Genomic DNA, 17,385 nt, shown 5'->3' on the forward strand with positions numbered 1-17,385 from the left:
TCAGGTTTTAAATATGAGAGGTGCCATTTGTCAGTTTTTCGTTTTGTTTTGTTTGCTGGTATTGGTTTGTGCTGGTCGTTAATAGCGAGTGCGCAGCTAGTTATTAAAGACGGTTATGTGCGCGGGTTACCCCTGGCCAGCCCAATACAGCGGCATTTTTGCGAGTGTTGAATGCTACCGATCGACCGCTAAAAATAGTCAATGTAAAAAGTCCCAGTGCAGCGAAAACTGAAATCCATAGGCATATACATAACGACGGTATGATGCGAATGGAAAAAGTGAATGATATTACAGTACCGTCTACCAGCTCATTTTCGTTTAAACCCGGTGGCCATCATTTAATGCTAATGGGTTTGCATCAGCCCTTGCGTGAAGGGGATAAGGTTACGATAGAATTAAGCACTGAAGAGGGTGATACCGTTAGTACTGAATTAACTGTGCGCAGTGTTTTAAAAGAATAGTTACCGAAGTTACGGTCACGATAGCAATAAAATAGAGAGCATTATGGAATCGATTAAACAACGCATTCGGCACTGGCGTGAAGATGGCGCTGATGTATTAGGTGGTGGTGTATTGCCGCGTACAGTGGCGATACTTTTAGTCCTGTATTTACTAGTGGCTGCTGGGGTTGGTATTTACTGGTCTATGATGCCCGATCAGTTTTCAGTGAGTGATAACGCGATGGTGCATTCCGCTGAGCATCAGCAAGACGTGGTGGTGGGCTCGGTCACTACTGCAGCGTTGATAGAAGTAACTACTGTGTTATTGGAAAAGCCTGGCGGTTTTTTAAGTAATGATATTCTGCCCCCTGGTTTGTGGTTGGATAATATGCCCAGCTGGGAATACGGGGTGTTAATTCAGAGCCGCGATTTGACTCGGGCACTGCGCGAAAGTTTTAGTCGCTCACAATCCCAGTCACAGGAAGATGTCGACTTGGGTAAGGCCGAGCCCAGTTTGAATTTTTCCAGTGATAGTTGGGCAGTACCTGCAACCGAGTCAGAATATCGCACGGCAATAAAGCATATGGATCGCTATCTTGACCGGTTGGCTGATCAGGGCAATATTGGTTCACAATTTTATTCTCGATCTGATAATTTGAGCTATTGGTTGGCGATTGTGGAATCACGTTTAGGTAGTTTGTCGCAACGACTTAGCGCTAGTGTCGATAAGCGTCGTTTAAATACCGACTTGGCCGGTGATGTAGCAGCTGAACAGTCTACTTACTCGCCCAGTGAGCTTGAAGTTAAAACCCCGTGGAATAAAATTGATAATGTATTTTATGAAAGCCGCGGTTCAGCCTGGGCTTTGTTACATTTTTTGCGGGCAGTCGAAATTGATTTTTCGGAAGTATTAAAGCAGAAAAATGCGGCAGTCAGTTTACAGCAAATTATTCGTGAGTTGGAGGCGACGCAGCAGACGGTCTATAGCCCGGTCATTTTAAATGGCAGTGGTTTTGGTATCTTGCCTAATCACTCATTAGTGATGGCTTCGTATATTTCCAGAGCCAATGCCGCGATTATTGATTTGCGCGATTTATTGTCTCAGGGTTGATGAAGGCTGATTAATTACTATCGTGTGGTTTGCTTGATTGTAACTGCACTCAATTATTTTAAAGGATATATAGTGAACGCATCTATTGTAAAAACGCTTTTGATAAGTTTTATCGTATTGATTACGGCTGCTTGTGCCTATAGCCCACAGCAAATCACCATCAACCCAAAAATCGATACCACTGCTGAACATTATGGTAGCGGCCGTGCAGTCAGTGTCACAGTAGAAGATGCGCGTGAGGAGAAGGCTTTAGGTAGCCGCGGCGGTGTTTATAAAGATACCAGTGTCATTACTCTCGCTAATGAGTTGGATACTGCCATTGCGCGCGCGGCAGAGGCCAAGTTAGCGGTGCAGGGTTTTAATGTAAATAACCCTGAAGCTACTGCCAATATGAAAATTATTATCGAAAAGTTGAGCTACGATGTGCCTGAACAGTCAGTGGGAAAAAAAGTAATGTTAGGTGCGATATTGGGGGTAGAGCTTACCGCTGGTAATGAAACTTATACTGGTCGATACAAAACAAATTCCGAACGGCAGACGGTGGTTACTCCCAGTATGGCGAGCAACGAAGAAATGATTAACACCTTGTTGTCAGATACGTTGGTACGTTTGTTTTCTGATCCTAAATTAAAGGCATTTCTGAGTAATATTTAACTAGCTGAGCGCTAGCTGGAATCAGCCGGTGACTTTTCCGATGATTTTTTGATGACAATGAGTTGCCATTTCTGTGCCAGACCAGCAAGGTTTTATTCTAACCCGTCAGTGGCGTGATAGTCGTAATGCTGCTGCCCAAGGTGTAGAGCTGGAGTATTGGTTATCTACAGAGTATGGGCCGATAAAATTACTAGCACCACCTCAAGAGGTGGTGTTTTTTTTGCCTGTAGAAAACTGTGCTGAGGCCGATCAATTGTTACAGCGTTTTCATGGCTGGTCTCGTAAAGCCGTAGCCATGCAGGATTTTTCACTGCGTACTGTGGAGGCCTACTATTTTAATTCGCAACGAACTTTGCGTGAAGCACGTGATCATTTGGTGGCGGCAGGGTTGAGCCCGCTGGAAGCGGACATTAATCCTGCTGATCGTTTTTTGATGGAACGTTTTGTGCGTGGTTCGTTGCGGCTTCGTGGTGATACCAAACAACGTCAGCGTTATAGCTTGGTACAACAGGCAACGATTACCAGCTCTGAGTACCGTCCTACCCTGAAAGTCATATCTTTAGATATCGAAACAGCGATGCAGGGGTTGTCGCTTTATTCGATTGGGATTTATGCGCGCGAAAAAGATCAGGAAATAAAGCATGTGTTTATGGTTGCCGATCAGCCGGTGGCCGAACATGTTGTGGTATTTGCTAATGAACAGTCGTTGCTCAAGGCGTTTTTCTTATGGCTGGCCGAATACGACCCCGATATTATTATTGGTTGGAGCGTGGTCAATTTTGATATGTGGTTTTTGTATCAGCTCTGTGAAAAACATCAGTTGCCGTTTCGCTGTGGCCGCGGTGAGCGAGGACGGGAAGGTGTGGCCCGAATGCGCACCATGGATGATGAAAGTGAGCGGCGAGCCATCACTATTCCCGGTCGGGTGGTACTGGATGGAATTGATTTACTAAAGGCTGCTTTTTATCAATTTGAAAGTTTTTCTCTTAATAACGTCGCCAACGAATTGCTGGCTGATGGTAAGTTGATTCAGGGCAGTGATCGGGGTGAAAAGATTACTGATTTGTATCAAAAAAATAAATCCGCATTGGCCGAATATAATATCCAGGATTGTAAATTGGTATGGGATATTTTTGAAAAAACCAAGTTGATTGATTTTGCCATTGCCCGTACCTGCATGACGGGGTTGCCTTTGGATCGTATCGGTGGCTCTGTTGCATCCTTTGATTTCAGATACTTGCCGTTATTACATCGACAGGGCTTCGTTGCCCCCAATGGACATCTGGCTGATGACGTGGAGCAAAGCCCGGGCGGTTTTGTGATGGAGTCGCGGCCAGGTATTTATCAACACGTGGCAGTGCTGGATTTTAAAAGTCTGTATCCGAGTATTATTCGCAGCTTTAAAATTGATCCCATGGGTATGGCTTTAGGTGCTCATGCCGATATGGATCAGACAGAGTTGGTGCCTGGTTTTAAGGGGGCATGGTTTGCCAAAAATAAAAACATATTGCCGGCGCTAATTAAAGAGCTTTGGCAGCTTCGCGATCAGGCTAAAGTTGAACATGACTCGGCCTTGTCGCAAGCGATAAAAATTATTATGAATTCTTTTTATGGTGTGTTGGGTTCTGGCGGCTGTCGTTTCTTTGATTCGCGGCTAGCCAGTTCCATTACCAAGCGAGGCCATCAAATTATTCAGCAAACTGCCGAGTATATAGAGCAGCAGGGGTGGTCGGTTATTTATGGGGATACCGATTCGGTATTTGTCTGGTTGAAAGATGTGCAGCAAGCGGAGCAGGCCAGTACAGTGGCGGCGCAATTGGCACAGCAGCTTAATCAGTGGTGGCAGCAGCGCCTGCAAAAAGAATACGGTATTGAGAGTGCGCTGGAAATAGAGTTTGAAACGCTTTATCAGCAGTTTCTAATGCCGACAGTGCGAGGCTCGGATCTGGGCAGTAAAAAACGCTATGCCGGTGTTGTGATGAAAAATAATCAGCCGCAATTAGTGTTTAAAGGATTAGAAAATGTACGCACTGACTGGACCAAAGTGGCGCGTGACTTTCAATTGGAATTGTATCGTCGCGTTTTTTTTAATGAACCTTACCGCGATTATATTAAGTTGCTAGTGAAGCAGGTGTTAGCCGGCGAACACGACCAGAATTTGGTCTACCGCAAACGCTTGCGCCGTAAATTAAATGAATATCAGCGCAACATCCCGCCGCATGTGCAGGCGGCCAAAAAAGCGGCGGCCTATGGCGAAAAAATTCGGCGCGGGGACTGGGTAGAATATGTGATCACTGTCAGTGGTGCCGAGCCTCTGGTGGCTCAGCATTCATTGATAGATTATCAACACTACATTGACCGCCAGTTAGCGCCGGTGGCAGATGGGATACTGTATTTCATGGGTGAAAGTCTGGCGGGTATTATTGATCAACAGATAGGTTTGTTTGATTAGTTTTTTTGGAGATACCGCGCTAGTGTCATTAGTTGGTACAGCGTCGATTTTATCTGGTTGCGCTAGCGCGCTTCATGTGGACAAAAACCTGGGCGCGGGCCAATGGCGGGATGGTTACGGCACGTTTCCGGGCGTGTTGGGTAAATGGTGCAACGTCGTGTCTCCCGGTTTAAATACAAGCAGTCTCCACTGGAGTGTTGCGCCAGGGTGAAGATCGAGTCTCTCACATTCAGGTGCGAAATAATCCCTGCTTTTTTCAAGCGCTTGGCAATATTTTTTGCCGGTTCTTCCATTTCGAAAGGGTGAATTAGCCCCATGCGCACCAAGTCAGTTGTGTGTACTTCGACCGGGAGTGTACAGCATAGCGAACTACAGTTATCACAGAGTCTTTTTTTCCAGGGTGACCAGGTGATGGTGTTATCGATATCAACATATCTTGGAGGCATAAAGGTGCTAAATTATTGTTAAGTGAAAGGCTTGATTTATTGCAGTGTGCAGTAGATTGGTGGCGAGAGCATACGATACCAAGAGCGCTAAAGATAGCGCTGAAAAATGGTACTTGGATTTATTCAGGCGCGGAGCAGCCGGGAGCGAAAGTCAGTTTAGCGGAAAGCACCTGGGGATAAGTTAGTGCCGCAGTTGCGCGTCTAGTTGATCGACAGCTTCAGCCCAGTCAGAATCTTGCTCGATCGCTTCATGAATAAATTGTGCTTGACCGGCGCTCCAAAAAGCCGCCTGCTCTAATGGGATTTCTTTAGGTAAGTGATTGTTACTGATAAATGCATCCATAGATTCCGGGTGATTGGAGAGCCCTAATTGTTCGAAGAGCGTTTCGAGGTTATGTCTGGATGTATCCATGGCTTTCTCCGGCTGTAAGGCAGTGCTTTTTGTTGGCACATTTGTTATTGAATCGTAGTAAATTTTTTCGATAAGTAAATTGATCACGGAAACAGTATAACGATTTGTGCTGCAGTTTTGTTGCTTGTGCTTATAGGAATAAATGCTATGCACAAAATTTTTTAGTTTATTTTTTTCGATCAAAGATAGTGATACCGCCTACCAGTGTTTGTTCAACTTGAATATCTTTGATCGTTTCCGGGGCTTGTGTGGTTGGGTCGGCGCTGAGGATGACCAGGTCGGCGAGTTTACCGATTTCAATTGAACCCCGGGTTTGTTCTTGAAAAATTTGCCAGGCAGCATCAATGGTAACGGCTCGCAAGGCATTAATGGGGGCGATGCGTTGCTCGGCCCCAATCACAGCGCCACTACTGCTAAGGCGATTGACGGCGGTCCACACTAAAAACAAGGGGTCCATTGGGACTACCGGGGTATCCAGATGAATGGTGAACGGTAGTTCTTTGGCTAGTGCGCTAGCGGTTGGGCTCATCTGGGCGGCGCGTTCTGGCCCCATAAAAATATCCCGGTGGCGATCGCCCCAATAATAGGTGTGGGCTACAAAAAAGCTGGGGGTGACACCCAGTGTTTTCATTTTATCGAGCTGATCTTCTCTAGCCATTTGCGCATGAATGATAATGTGGCGGCTATCTTCCCGTGGGTACTGCTGTTGTGCTAATTCAATCGCCGTGAGGATGTCATCGATGGCAGCATCGCCATTGCCGTGGATTGCAATTTGGTAGCCGGCGCGGTGAAAGTCTTCGACCCAGCGATTAAGTTCAGCAGTCGGGACTCGGGGGTAGCCGCGATAGCTTGCATCATTATGGTAGGGGACGTAATAGGGCTCTTTTAAATAACCTGTGTAACCTTGAATACTACCGTCGGCTATTATCTTAATAGCGCCAATATGAATTTTATCGTTTTCAAAGTCATTGGTATTAAATGAGCCATCCAGCAGTTCTGTCCCCATGGTGTTGAATATGGGCCACAGTTCCAGCCGTTGTGGAATGAGTCCTAATGTATTAGCTAAAGCCAAGCCCTGGGTAATCTTTCCTTCGATCGCGCCGCTTTGGGCGGTAGTCACGCCGACACTGGCGTATTCTTTAGAGGCGCTTTGGATCATGGTTAGAAAATCGAATACGGAAAAATCCATCGCCAGTGCCTGCACTGCCATGGCGGCATTTTCTTCCAGTAAACCGGTTAACTGACCATTGCTATCTTTGGCATAGACGCCACCTTCCGGGTTAGGGCTTGATTCATCAACCCCTGCCGCAATTAACGCGGCACTATTGGCGACTCCCATATGCCCTGAGATATGCCAAAGGAAGACCGGGTGGTCGGGCAGTGCTAGATCCAATTCTTTTCGGGTGGGGTGGCGATGCTCGGCGAGCAAGGAGTCGTCATAGCCGATGCCTAAAATCCACTCTCCTTTGGGGATGCTGGTCGCATGCTGTTGTAAGGCATCGATGATTTCGCCCATATTGCTGATTTTGCCAATAGGCGGACTGTTCAGGTCGACACTGAGCGCCGCCATACCGGAACCGGGAAAGTGACCGTGGGCATCGATAAAACCAGGGATGAGTGTTTTTCCCTGTAAATCATGGATGACAGTATTGTCGTCGATAAGCGGCTGGATGGTGTCGTTAGTGCCAATGGCGCTGATTATATTTCCCTTGAGTAGCACTGCCTGTGCCCGGCTGTTGCTGGCGTCCATGGTAAGAACATTGCCATTAATGAAAGCCTGGCTTGTCGGCGCGGCTGGATGCACGAGCTGATAGCTAAAGTAGATGGCGCCTACGAGTAGGGCTATCACTAAAAGGATGAGGTTATTGCGCATTTATTGACTTCCAAATATTGACAAAGAGTTTAGTGTAAAGACTTGGCAAAGATTATTCGGCAAAGTAGGTCTGGCAGTTTATACTCCTCGCAGTTATAAAAGGTTACATTTTGGTTATTGGAAATATTGTTACGGAGTTTAGTTATGTCGACAGAAAAAGAGCGGACTATTTTTATTGTGGTTGATCCGGCACAAGATAAGCCTTTGGCTTTGAATCGCGCATTGAATACTGCTAATTTAAATGCGGGCCAGATCCCCGGTATATCGCCACCACGCTTGCACATTTTTATGGCTGTCGATTGCGATAATACCGATACCTCCGCCGGTAATCCCGCTATGCACCGCGATAGTAACTGGCTGTTTCAGAACGTTATTACACCCTTGCAGTCTTCGGGCTTAGAGTATTCGTTGGAAATGAGTTGGTCCGATGACTGGTATGGCTCGATTATCGCCGCTGCCGAAAAGATTGACCCCGAATTACTGATGTTGCCGTTGGTAAGCCGCCCTAGCGATCATGAACGTATATTTAATGAGTCTATCTGGCGCTTGTTGCGTACGGCAAAGTGTCCGGTGTTAGTGGTGCAACCTAACTCGCCAGAACAGCGCAAGATTATCTTGGCCGCCGTCCACTTCCAGTCTCACAAGCCCTCCTATCAGCGCCTGAACGAGCTGATTATCACGCGGGGCCGTTGGCTGGTTGAGCGCTCAGGTGCTGAATTGCATATCGTCAATGCCTATAAGGATTCCTTGAGTTACCCTGATCGCGCCAAGTTGGCCAATGAGACCAAGGTTGATACAGCTAATATTCATGTCCGTGCCGGTGAGCCAGAAGAGGTTATTGCTGCTGTTGCTAAAGAGCTGGGGGCCGATTTGGTGATGTTGGGAACACGTAATCGAAGCAGACGCTGGCGCGGTAATACCGCAGAGAAGATCATCACTAAAGTGTCTAGCGATATATTGACTATTAATTGATCTATATTTCCCCGAGCAGCCTTAAATAGCCTTGCTATTTAAGGCTGCTGTAGTCAATTCCCTCCTTGACGTTCTATTTCTTACAGCTTTCCCATTAGTGCGCTCTGTACTATGGTCAATAGGATTGGCCTATTAAGTTTTTGGGTCTAAGGTCGATAGTGGCTTAATGTTTTGTTTTTCCTGATCTGAGTAGAGCGAGTATAGGTATGTGGTGGAAATATAAGAAAGAAGCCGAACAATGGCAGGCAAAAGCCACCTCGCTGGAAGGGGAGATTGCACAGTTACGTGCTGAGCGTGACGAGGCTCAGCTGAAGTTTGATGACCTATCCCGGCATAAAAATGAGCGCTCGGAAGCCGATCTCGCATATCAGCAAATTCAAGCGTTGTGGCTAAGTAGTGGCTCAGCGCTTAAAGATGTCCGTGAGGGGATCGCGCAATCAGCCACGCAATTGAACCAGGAGCGGAATAAAACCCAGCAAACGACGTCGGTATTTAATGACAGCACCATCGCGTTGGGGAATATTCAAAAGGAAGTGGCGGGTATCGATGAAAAAGCATCGCGTAGCTGCGAAAATATAGATCGGCTAAAAGCGCTGTCGGAAGATATCGTCAAGTTTGTCGAGGTGATCAATAATATTTCGGCCCAAACCAACTTACTGGCGTTGAATGCGGCTATTGAAGCTGCCCGTGCCGGTGAACAAGGTCGTGGCTTTGCGGTAGTCGCCGATGAAGTGCGTACCTTGGCGCAACGTGCCAGCGAAGCCGCTGCTGAAATTGGTTCGCTGGTTGATAGCATTGGTGCTGAAACAATTAGTACTGATCAGCAGATCCGCGATGTATCTGATGATTGTCGCTTGGTGGCTGAATCTACCGGTAACATCCTGGCAACAGTGAATAGCGCCTTGGAATTAGCGCGTCGTATGCAATTGGTTATTGGCGGCTCGGCGAGTAGCAGTCTAGTGCAAACGATCAAGACGGAAGTGACCGTATGGAAGCTGGATGTATATCGTGTGGTGCTGGGCTTGTCTGATCAATCCATCGATGAACTTTCCGATCAGGGGCGCAGCTATTTTTGGCAGTGGTTAAAAGGGGACGGTTTGGAGGTGAGTGCCCGCCTGCCGACTTACTCTGCGCTAGAGCATCCTTTCAGTGAGTTGAATCGTTTAGGTATCGAAGCGCTGAACTATAAAATGCTGGATGATCAGGAAACGGCATTGCGGGCATTGCAAAATATGGAAAGCAATAGCGTTAAATTGATGGACTTGTTATCTCGATTGGAAGCTGAGCTGCGCGATCTTTAAGGATATTAGCCGTTCATTTTGGGGGGTATCTGACTTGAGCGGTTTTACCTTCCCACCCTGTGATTTGCACCAGCCACTCTAAATTTGTCTGTGTGCTTGCCTGCCGACCTCTCCATTGTGTTGTCTCAGCCCGCCAGGCAGGTTAGTAAATTAAACCGATCAGCACCCTATGGGTGGCATACCAAGTTTTTACTGAAAAGCACAAATCATCTACATATACTGCGTTAATGATTGATCATCGGTGCTGGCCGGATCAGCTGTAACAGTAAAAGAGGACGCCAAAGTATGAAATACAATTATCACCACGGGATGTGCCCGGCAGATCAATATGTGCCTCTCAGTATTGGCGCTGAAGAGCGCGGATTTGATGGCGTTACCATGCCGGAAAGTATTTGCTATCCAAAAGAAGCGACGTCGCAATACCCGTACAATGCTGACGGTAGTCGTGAGTTCTTGGAGTCAGTACCCTTTATCGAACCGCTGTTATTGTCAGCACATTTGGCGGCGGTAACCACCAAGTTGACATTCACAACATCGGTGGTGAAATTGGCGATCCGTCAGCCAGCCATTGCAGCGAAGCAATTATCCAGTTTGGCGGTGCTCAGTAACAATCGGTTTAAATTTGGTGTGGGGATTAGTCCGTGGGAAGAGGATTTTGAGATCGCACAAATTCCCTGGGCCAAGCGTGGCAAGCGCATGGACGAAATGGTTGAAATTATTCGCGGCTTAATGGGTGGAGACTATTTTGGCTATAAAGGCGAGATTTTTGATATGCCTGAAATAAAACTCTGCCCCGTCCCTTCTCAACCAGTGCCTTTTTTGATTGGCGGTCATTCGAAGCCCGCTTTGAAAAGAGCGGCATTATTAGGGGATGGCTGGATTGCGGCCGGTGCGGATTTGGCGACTACCAAATCTTATATCGACGAAATTAATACCCTGCGCAAAGAGTTTGGTCGCGATCATCTTCCTTTTGAAATGTCGGCGATGGGGGCCGAGGCCTTCAGTGCTGACGGTATCAGGCAGCTAGAGGATATCGGGGTTACGGAAGTTACAGTGGGTTTCCGCAATGTTTATGAACAGGAACCTGATGATAAAAGTGTGGCAGAGAAACTGGCGATGATGGATTGGTATGCTAACGAAGTGATTGCAAAGGTATAGTAATAATTAATTATTGAGGCGTATTGTTGCTTCGCGAAAAATAGCCGGGTTGCTTTAAAGCCCCGGCTTTTTTTATCGCCGGTATTTAATAATTAACGCTTGCAAAAACCATATACTGTATTAATATACAGTATATGGTTTGCGCTAGTGCACTGGCTGCAAAAACTCTAACTTTTTGAGATTGGGCAAGAGGTAATAATAATGGCTGTAGTAGCAATATGGCAGTGTGATCGGGATGGCTCTATGTTTGAAGATAAAAAAGAGGCAGATGCCTACGATAAAATGCTTGAATTGGCTGAGCAGTTTACTCAGTTATTGGAAAGCCAGATCAAGGGCGTGGATGAAAAATCGGCTGAAGCCTTTGGTTTATTGCTGGCTAAAAATAAAGAGCTAGTGGCTCAGGCCTGTAAAGGCCGCCCCGATGTGCTGGAGCAAATTTTAAGCCCTACCTCTGTGACTAATATAGAACAAGCTAAAGCGAGCTAGTAGCTGCTGACTTTTTACCACCAACCCCAGTGTGGTATTTCAGGCCCGTCTCCCCAGCCGGGCCTTTTTTGTGTTTAATAATTGCTACTGTTTGTTAGTGGCTAGTCTTATGTGCTTTCCGTGCTGATTGAGCATAGGGTTAAAAATCTATTTTTTTAATTGAATCAACCGTGAAACCTATTTTCTTTAAGTGTCACCATAGCTTTGATGCATAACTTATTGAGCTATCAGCTTATAAAAAAATAGTCCAAGTAAAGTGCTGCAGTCATTTTCACAATCGACTAAATTCGATTGCTGATAATAGTGAGGGTGAGGTCATGTCGGGACAATTACTGATCGAGTATTTGGATAGGCAAAAAGCAAATTACCGGCTTGATCGACATCCAGTAGCCTATACTGCGCTGGAAACAGCCCAGGCCAGTCACACTCAGGGCCAAAATTTTGCCAAGGTAGTAATGATAAAAGTTGATGGCGAGCTAGCGATGATGGTGTTGCCTGCGCATTATCATGTGGCGCCGGATGTACTTCAGGCCGTGCTGTCCGTTGATAAAGTGGTGCTGGCGACTGAAAATGAATTTGCCCGTCGTTTTCCACGCTGCGAGCTGGGTGCCATGCCTCCCTTTGGACATTTGTTCGGCTTGGATACTTATATGGTGCCGGTGTTTGATCGCCAGCAAGAGATTGCCTTTAATGCAGGTAATCATTCGGAATTAATTCGTATGCCAATGACTGAGTATCAACGCTTGGCCGCCGTTACTGAAGTCCCCTGGGGGGTATTTCCGCCGCCCAAAACAGCAAAATCCCGGTCTCGCCGGTCTCAGCTCTCCGCCTGAATTCAGTCGTGTTATCCCGTTTCGCTACTGACATATAAGGTCATTTAATCCCTCGGTTTGAACGTAAATGTTATAGGACGCTTGATTGTCGGCGCCTATAATAATGCGCTTGTGAAAATCTAATCGAAAATCAACGCCTTGGAGTATTGAGAAATGAAAATTGGTTTACATCAAGGGTATTGGCAGAAACAACCGACTGATCGCTTTATTGAATTAGCACAAAAAGCCGAGCAGCTAGGGTTTAATTCTGTATTCACCGCGGAAGCTTATGGTTCAGATTGTTTTACGCCATTGGCCGCGATAGCAGCCCATACGGATAAAATTCGTTTATGCACCGGGGTTATGCAGATCTCGGCGCGGACACCGGTTTGCGCGGCCATGTCGGCACTGACTTTAGATCATATTAGTAACGGCAGGCTGGCGCTGGGTGTGGGTGTTTCTGGCCCGCAAGTGGTGGAAGGCTGGTATGGCGAGCAATTTAAACGACCATTACAGCGCACCAAGGAGTGGCAGGATATTTTTAATCAGGTTATTGCCCGCGAACAAGGCGTCACGCTGGATGGCGCGCAGTACCACCTTCCTTATAACGGCCCTGACAGTTTGAATTTGGGTAAGCCACTTAAAAGCATTACTCATCCACTACGAAAAAAAATCCCCTTATTTTTGGGTGCTGAAGGGCCAAAAAATATAGCCTTGGCTGCGGAGCAGTTTGACGGCTGGCTTCCGATTTTTGTCTCACCCTACCGAATGGATATTTTTGATGACAGTTTAAAAAATAAAAAAGATGATTTTGAAATCATCGCCATGGTGAATGTGATTGTGAACGAGAACCTGGAAGAAGCGCTGATGCCAGGAAAAATGACGATGGCATTATACTTGGGTGGCATGGGTGCGAAAGAAGACAATTTTCATAAAAATTTAATGGGTCGTATGGGGTTTGGTGATGCCGCTCAGCAAGTACAGGACTTGTGGATGAGTGGTGATCAGATGGGCGCGATTAATGCGGTGCCAGATGCCTTGGTTGATGAGATTTCATTGGTCGGGCCTAAAGATAGAATTCGCGAACGTATAACTGATTGGAAAAACTCCCCAGTAACCGAATTATTGATGGGCCATGCAGGTAACTACGATGATACTGTTAGCAATATGGAATTTTTAGCCGAAGCAGTGTTGTAACTTGGATACAGTAAGCTCAAAGGTTCTCAACAATATGATTGAAAAAGTTGACCCGTTAACGCCGGTGTTAGTGGGTGTGGGTGTAGCGCAACAGCGCAACGGAGACCCGTTAGAAGCGAGTGAAGTCTATCAGCTTATGGTTGAAGCTGTGGAGACGGCAGCCGTTGATGCTGGCAGTGAATATCTGTTAGTGGATGCTGAGCGGATTGCAGTACCACGAGGTATGTGGGCTTACTCTGACCCTGCCAGAATAATTGCTGATGAAATTGGCGCCACTAACGCGACTACTGTGCTGGCAGAAATTGGTGTGTTGCAACAAAGTTTGATCGCTGATGCTTGTGTCCAGATTGCGAATGGGGAGATAGATATTGCCATCGTTGCTGGTGGCGAAGCCAAATACCGACAGTTGCGCAGCACCATCACTAACACAGCATTGGATGAAGATTTTCAACAAGCGGATGTCACCCCCGATATTACCTTAACGCCAGAGGCTGAACTCTGGTCACCGATTGAAGCGAATGCGGGACTTGCTATGCCGGTCGGGTATTATGCGTTGATGGAGTCAGCACTGTGCCATGCTCGTGGCGTTAGTGTTGAGCAGCACCGGGATAGTATCGCCGAGCTGTATGAAAATTTTAGTTTGGTGGCGGTAGATAATCCTCATGCCTGGAATCGTAATCAAGTCAGTGCAGAGGAAATTCGCAATCCGCAGGGTAAAAATAAAATGTTGGCATTTCCCTATACAAAATTGCACAACAGTCAGTGGAATGTAGATCAGGCGGCAGGACTGATTTTTTGTTCAGTGCAAAAAGCGCGTGCATTAGGGATACCGGAAAGTAAATGGATCTATCCTTTGGCGAGTACCGAATCCAATCACATGGTAAATACTTCCCAGCGAACCGAGTTGCATCGTTGCAAGGGCGCCAAACTGGCGGGCAAAAAGGCATTGGAGCTTAGTGGTCTTGAGCCTAACGAATTAACACATTTGGATCTCTACAGCTGTTTCCCCGCAGCCGTACAAATTTATGCCGATGAATTGGGTATTCACTATGATCAATCGTTGACAGTTACTGGTGGTATGACGTTTGGTGGCGGGCCACTGAATAATTATGTGTTACAAGCCACCTGTCGTATCGCTGAACTATTACGTGAGGGGCGTGCGGTTGGTGAGAGCGGCAATGCGTTGGTAACTTCTGTGAGTGGTATGTTGACAAAGCAGGGGTTTGGCGTGTGGTCGAATATGCCCGCTACCAATGGGTTTCAATTTGCTGACGTTACCGCGCAAACAAAATCGGAATGCCACGCAATAGAGCTTGTGGATGGGGTGGCCGGCAAAGGACGCATAGTTGCGTGCACGGTATTGTTTAATGGTGATGATGCTAGTCGTGCTATTGCTGTTTGCGATGTGGCAGATGCTAAGCGTACGGTGGTTTACTCTGAAGATATTGCGCTTATGCAAAAAATACAGGCCATGGATCTTTGTGGTGAGGATGTATTGATAACGGCAGGCAATACTTTTTCACTGGTTTAGATGCTAGGCGTTAATTTTTTGTTTTAACTATCGTCTAGAAAGCGTTTTTTTGTAGCTTTGGATGGTAGCGGGCAGCTATCAAACCGACCCCAGAGTCGGTAGCGGAAGCGAGCAATAAAACGATAGGGTAGATCGGTGATGGCTTGTGGCAGTACAGAAAAAATTGATAACAATCCCCAGGCGCCAGTCAGCTGCGCGCATATTTTAAAAACCGCGCGACTGCGAATAAAACAATGATCGTTTTGAATTAAAACCAGTGTATTTAAATCGATGTTATCAATGTTATATTGTTGGCAGAGTTGTTTGGCGGCTGCTGATTGCATGGGAGCAAAAACAAACTGACAATTAGGGTCGCGCTGAATAATGAAATTCACCGCAAAGTGGCAGAATTTACACACGCCGTCAAAAATAATAATGCGCTGGGTCATGGCGATTGCCGCTGAGTAAAGTCCCGTTTTCCTTGCATCAGTAGCTGATATATTGTTGCGGAGTTGCCGCCTATTTTTTCAATTAATAAATCATGATTTTTGGCGGTGGCTTGACGCCATTGCTGGCGTTGAGCGGCGTTTAGTTTGTGGATAGTGACGTTATGACTTTGCGGGTCAGCCAGTAATGTCGCTTCGGCATTGCGCACGGATTGTCTCAGTTCATCCAGAGTTGGCAGGCTGCGACGTAATGCTTGTCGCCGCTCTTCGGTCAGTTGATCGAACCAGGCTTTATTGGCGAGAAACATGCCGGTATCAAAGGCGTGTCGAGTCAAGGTGAGGTGGGGCGCCTCTTTCGGTATCCCAGCCAGTGCATAAAAAATACTGCCACTCTCGCCGCCATCAATTAAACCGGTTTGTAATGACGGCATAATATCCGGGAAGGGTAGTGGCACCATATCAGCGCCAATGGCCTGCACAAAAAGTTGTGAGGAGAGCGCGTTGCTGGAGCGAAGTTTTTTATGAGCGCTATCAGCAGGTGTGAGAATGGGGTCGCGACTATAGACATTGGTCCAGCCCACTTCAGCCCAGCCTAATAGGACTAAACCTTGTTGCGCAAACATGTCGCTAAAGGTGTCGCTAAGATAGTGATCCATCACAAAGTCCACCTCGGCTAAAGAGTCGAATAAATAAGGTGCTAGCAATAAGCCTAATTCTGGCACGATGGACGAGGCGCCTTGCAGTGAGAAGCCGCCAATATGTACTCGACCGCGGCGCAGTTGGGAGAGCGTACTCTCTTCGCTGCCTAACTGACCTGAAATATAGAACACTGGCTTGAGTGGGGTGCCGGGTATTTGGTCCAAGCGCTGCTGTAGGGTCATCCAACTGTCGTACCACGGCGTACCCGGTACGGTGATTGCAACAATTTTGGCCTGATTTGCGGGTGCTTGTTGTTGCTCACAGCCACTGAATAACAGGCAGAGTCCAAGGATGGACGGTACTATGAAGTTGCGGATAAATCGGTAAGGGCGTTGGTGAAACATCAGTTAGCAGCCGATTGTATGGATGTGAATTAAAGCGTTGTCCTAGCGTGCTAGTACAAGGTAACTAGAGCAATGATAGCCTTAATGTACTATCATTATGGTTACTTGGGCAACACACTGTTATGTATAGAATTTTTAGCTTGCTCGCAAATTACCCGGCAATATAGTCGGGGTTAGGAACGCTTAGCTAAAGGCGTCGAAAAAACAAAAACACTGCAAAGGCACATCCATGGATTTCATCATTGATAAATTATTTACCCAGCATGAATTGAGTTCATTGCGCGGCGAAGCGCCGACGCCGCTTTACTATCAGATGTACACGCTGCTAAAAAATCGAATTTTGGATGGTTCTATCGCCCACGGCACGCAAATGCCGACCGAGCAGCAATTAGCGGAAGCGTTTAACGTTTCGCGGATTACCGCCAAGCGCGCCATGGATGAATTGGCGGCTGAAGAACTGGTGGAGCGTAGACGGGGTAAGGGTACTCACGTGACCCATCATTATGACCCTGAACCGGTACACGCGCCGTTAACCGGAATGCTGGAGAAATTGGCTAGCATGGGGCGCGATACCAAGGTGCGGGTGTTGGATATTGGTATGTTGGTGCCGCCTGGTGATATTCGAGTGGAGTTAGGTTTAGACGGAGATGATAAGGCGCATCGGGTTATTCGTGTTCGCAGTGCTGAAGATGGTGAACCTTTCGCGCATTACATTAGCTGGACTGTTGGCCTTGAGCGCGGATTCAGTATGAAGGATTTGGAGACCCGAGTTCGTTATGACGTGATGAAAGAGAATGGTTTTGAAGTCACGCGCATTGACCAAAGTATGACGGCAGTCCCCGCGCAGGAATTTGTTGCCAACGAATTGGATATGAAAGTGGGGGAGCCGGTATTAAAGTTAACACGCCGATCTTATACCGAGGCTGGTCGTTTAGTGGATATTTTGTATTGCCATTACAACCCCAAACGATTCCACTACCGTATGTCAATTAGCATGGATGATTATCGCGGTTAGCAATGCGTGAATAGCATGAATCACTGAGCGGGTTTTAGTAGCCCGCTTTTTACTATC

At 46.9% G+C, this 17,385-nt stretch carries 16 protein-coding genes and 1 pseudogene; 12 read left to right on the top strand and 5 right to left on the bottom strand.

What is annotated here, in order from left to right; genetic code table 11:
* Positions 1-164 precede the first annotated feature (164 nt).
* From UNITIG_RS14010 to UNITIG_RS14025, 4 genes are all read left to right on the top strand, one after another.
* Positions 165-461, top strand: coding sequence for a copper chaperone PCu(A)C (locus tag UNITIG_RS14010; protein WP_235015395.1), 297 nt, complete (start codon positions 165-167; stop codon positions 459-461).
* Positions 462-504: 43 nt separating this feature from the next.
* Positions 505-1,551 carry a DUF2333 family protein gene (locus tag UNITIG_RS14015; RefSeq protein ID WP_101758939.1) on the top strand — a complete coding sequence of 349 codons (1,047 nt, stop codon included), beginning with the start codon at positions 505-507 and terminating at the stop codon, positions 1,549-1,551.
* A gap of 72 nt (positions 1,552-1,623) precedes the next feature.
* Positions 1,624-2,205, top strand: coding sequence for a YajG family lipoprotein (locus UNITIG_RS14020; protein WP_159931160.1), 582 nt, complete (start codon positions 1,624-1,626; stop codon positions 2,203-2,205).
* A 73-nt stretch (positions 2,206-2,278) separates the two neighbouring features.
* Positions 2,279-4,657, top strand: a complete 2,379-nt coding sequence (locus UNITIG_RS14025) for a DNA polymerase II (RefSeq protein WP_101758941.1) — start codon at positions 2,279-2,281, stop codon at positions 4,655-4,657.
* Positions 4,658-4,719: 62 nt separating this feature from the next.
* Here the strand turns inward: UNITIG_RS14025 and UNITIG_RS14030 are convergent, their stop codons facing one another.
* The 3 genes from UNITIG_RS14030 to UNITIG_RS14040 all read right to left on the bottom strand — a co-directional run bounded on the left by UNITIG_RS14030 (position 4,720) and on the right by UNITIG_RS14040 (position 7,388).
* Positions 4,720-5,103 (bottom strand): YkgJ family cysteine cluster protein, encoded by a 384-nt coding sequence (locus tag UNITIG_RS14030; RefSeq protein WP_101758942.1) that lies wholly within the window; start codon positions 5,101-5,103, stop codon positions 4,720-4,722.
* 181 nt (positions 5,104-5,284) lie between these two features.
* On the bottom strand, positions 5,285-5,515 hold the full coding sequence (locus tag UNITIG_RS14035; RefSeq protein WP_101759290.1) for a DUF2789 domain-containing protein: 231 nt from the start codon (positions 5,513-5,515) through the stop codon (positions 5,285-5,287).
* A gap of 166 nt (positions 5,516-5,681) precedes the next feature.
* Positions 5,682-7,388, bottom strand: coding sequence for an amidohydrolase (locus tag UNITIG_RS14040; protein WP_101758943.1), 1,707 nt, complete (start codon positions 7,386-7,388; stop codon positions 5,682-5,684).
* 144 nt (positions 7,389-7,532) lie between these two features.
* Between UNITIG_RS14040 and UNITIG_RS14045 the strand changes: the two genes are divergently transcribed.
* The 7 genes and pseudogenes from UNITIG_RS14045 to UNITIG_RS14075 all read left to right on the top strand — a co-directional run bounded on the left by UNITIG_RS14045 (position 7,533) and on the right by UNITIG_RS14075 (position 14,845).
* Entirely contained in the window at positions 7,533-8,360 is an 828-nt protein-coding gene (locus tag UNITIG_RS14045) for a universal stress protein (protein WP_101758944.1), read from the top strand.
* A gap of 620 nt (positions 8,361-8,980) precedes the next feature.
* A pseudogene (locus UNITIG_RS25635) lies at positions 8,981-9,661 on the top strand (methyl-accepting chemotaxis protein); the annotation flags it as partial.
* A 285-nt stretch (positions 9,662-9,946) separates the two neighbouring features.
* A complete protein-coding gene (locus UNITIG_RS14055; RefSeq protein WP_101758946.1) occupies positions 9,947-10,819 on the top strand; it encodes a TIGR03619 family F420-dependent LLM class oxidoreductase in 873 nt (290 codons plus the stop codon).
* Between the two features lie 201 nt (positions 10,820-11,020).
* Positions 11,021-11,305 (top strand): YebG family protein, encoded by a 285-nt coding sequence (locus UNITIG_RS14060; protein WP_101758947.1) that lies wholly within the window; start codon positions 11,021-11,023, stop codon positions 11,303-11,305.
* Between the two features lie 317 nt (positions 11,306-11,622).
* On the top strand, positions 11,623-12,138 hold the full coding sequence (locus tag UNITIG_RS14065) for an aminoacyl-tRNA deacylase (RefSeq protein WP_101758948.1): 516 nt from the start codon (positions 11,623-11,625) through the stop codon (positions 12,136-12,138).
* 153 nt (positions 12,139-12,291) lie between these two features.
* Complete coding sequence (locus UNITIG_RS14070; protein ID WP_101758949.1) at positions 12,292-13,314, top strand: LLM class F420-dependent oxidoreductase; 1,023 nt, start codon at positions 12,292-12,294, stop codon at positions 13,312-13,314.
* A gap of 34 nt (positions 13,315-13,348) precedes the next feature.
* Positions 13,349-14,845: a hypothetical protein gene (locus UNITIG_RS14075; RefSeq protein WP_145999174.1), complete on the top strand. Its 1,497-nt coding sequence runs from the start codon at positions 13,349-13,351 to the stop codon at positions 14,843-14,845.
* Positions 14,846-14,868: 23 nt separating this feature from the next.
* On the opposite strand, the gene UNITIG_RS14080 is transcribed toward UNITIG_RS14075, so the two are convergent.
* Together UNITIG_RS14080 and UNITIG_RS14085 are read right to left on the bottom strand one after the other, a co-directional pair.
* Entirely contained in the window at positions 14,869-15,273 is a 405-nt protein-coding gene (locus tag UNITIG_RS14080; protein WP_101758951.1) for a thiol-disulfide oxidoreductase DCC family protein, read from the bottom strand.
* On the bottom strand, positions 15,270-16,313 hold the full coding sequence (locus UNITIG_RS14085; protein WP_101758952.1) for a TRAP transporter substrate-binding protein: 1,044 nt from the start codon (positions 16,311-16,313) through the stop codon (positions 15,270-15,272). The genes UNITIG_RS14080 and UNITIG_RS14085 overlap by 4 nt, the downstream gene beginning before the upstream one ends.
* Positions 16,314-16,542: 229 nt before the next feature.
* Here UNITIG_RS14085 and UNITIG_RS14090 point away from each other — a divergent pair, with 229 nt between their 5' ends.
* Positions 16,543-17,328, top strand: a complete 786-nt coding sequence (locus UNITIG_RS14090) for a GntR family transcriptional regulator (protein WP_101758953.1) — start codon at positions 16,543-16,545, stop codon at positions 17,326-17,328.
* The last annotated feature ends 57 nt before the right edge of the window (positions 17,329-17,385 follow it).

Source organism: Oceanicoccus sp. KOV_DT_Chl (assembly GCF_900120175.1).
Classification (GTDB): Bacteria; Pseudomonadota; Gammaproteobacteria; order Pseudomonadales; family Dasaniaceae; genus Oceanicoccus.

Bases quoted from the DNA above. Each gene is read 5' to 3' on its own strand.
- UNITIG_RS14070 (WP_101758949.1), top strand. From the start codon at position 12,292: ATGAAAATTGGTTTACATCAAGGGTATTGGCAGAAACAACCGACTGAT.
- UNITIG_RS14075 (WP_145999174.1), top strand. From the start codon at position 13,349: ATGATTGAAAAAGTTGACCCGTTAACGCCGGTGTTAGTGGGTGTGGGT.
- UNITIG_RS14015 (WP_101758939.1), top strand. From the start codon at position 505: ATGGAATCGATTAAACAACGCATTCGGCACTGGCGTGAAGATGGCGCT.
- UNITIG_RS14060 (WP_101758947.1), top strand. From the start codon at position 11,021: ATGGCTGTAGTAGCAATATGGCAGTGTGATCGGGATGGCTCTATGTTT.
- UNITIG_RS14035 (WP_101759290.1), bottom strand. From the start codon at position 5,515: ATGGATACATCCAGACATAACCTCGAAACGCTCTTCGAACAATTAGGG.
- UNITIG_RS14085 (WP_101758952.1), bottom strand. From the start codon at position 16,313: ATGTTTCACCAACGCCCTTACCGATTTATCCGCAACTTCATAGTACCG.
- UNITIG_RS14030 (WP_101758942.1), bottom strand. From the start codon at position 5,103: ATGCCTCCAAGATATGTTGATATCGATAACACCATCACCTGGTCACCC.
- UNITIG_RS14045 (WP_101758944.1), top strand. From the start codon at position 7,533: ATGTCGACAGAAAAAGAGCGGACTATTTTTATTGTGGTTGATCCGGCA.
- UNITIG_RS14065 (WP_101758948.1), top strand. From the start codon at position 11,623: ATGTCGGGACAATTACTGATCGAGTATTTGGATAGGCAAAAAGCAAAT.
- UNITIG_RS14040 (WP_101758943.1), bottom strand. From the start codon at position 7,388: ATGCGCAATAACCTCATCCTTTTAGTGATAGCCCTACTCGTAGGCGCC.
- UNITIG_RS14055 (WP_101758946.1), top strand. From the start codon at position 9,947: ATGAAATACAATTATCACCACGGGATGTGCCCGGCAGATCAATATGTG.
- UNITIG_RS14090 (WP_101758953.1), top strand. From the start codon at position 16,543: ATGGATTTCATCATTGATAAATTATTTACCCAGCATGAATTGAGTTCA.
- UNITIG_RS14080 (WP_101758951.1), bottom strand. From the start codon at position 15,273: ATGACCCAGCGCATTATTATTTTTGACGGCGTGTGTAAATTCTGCCAC.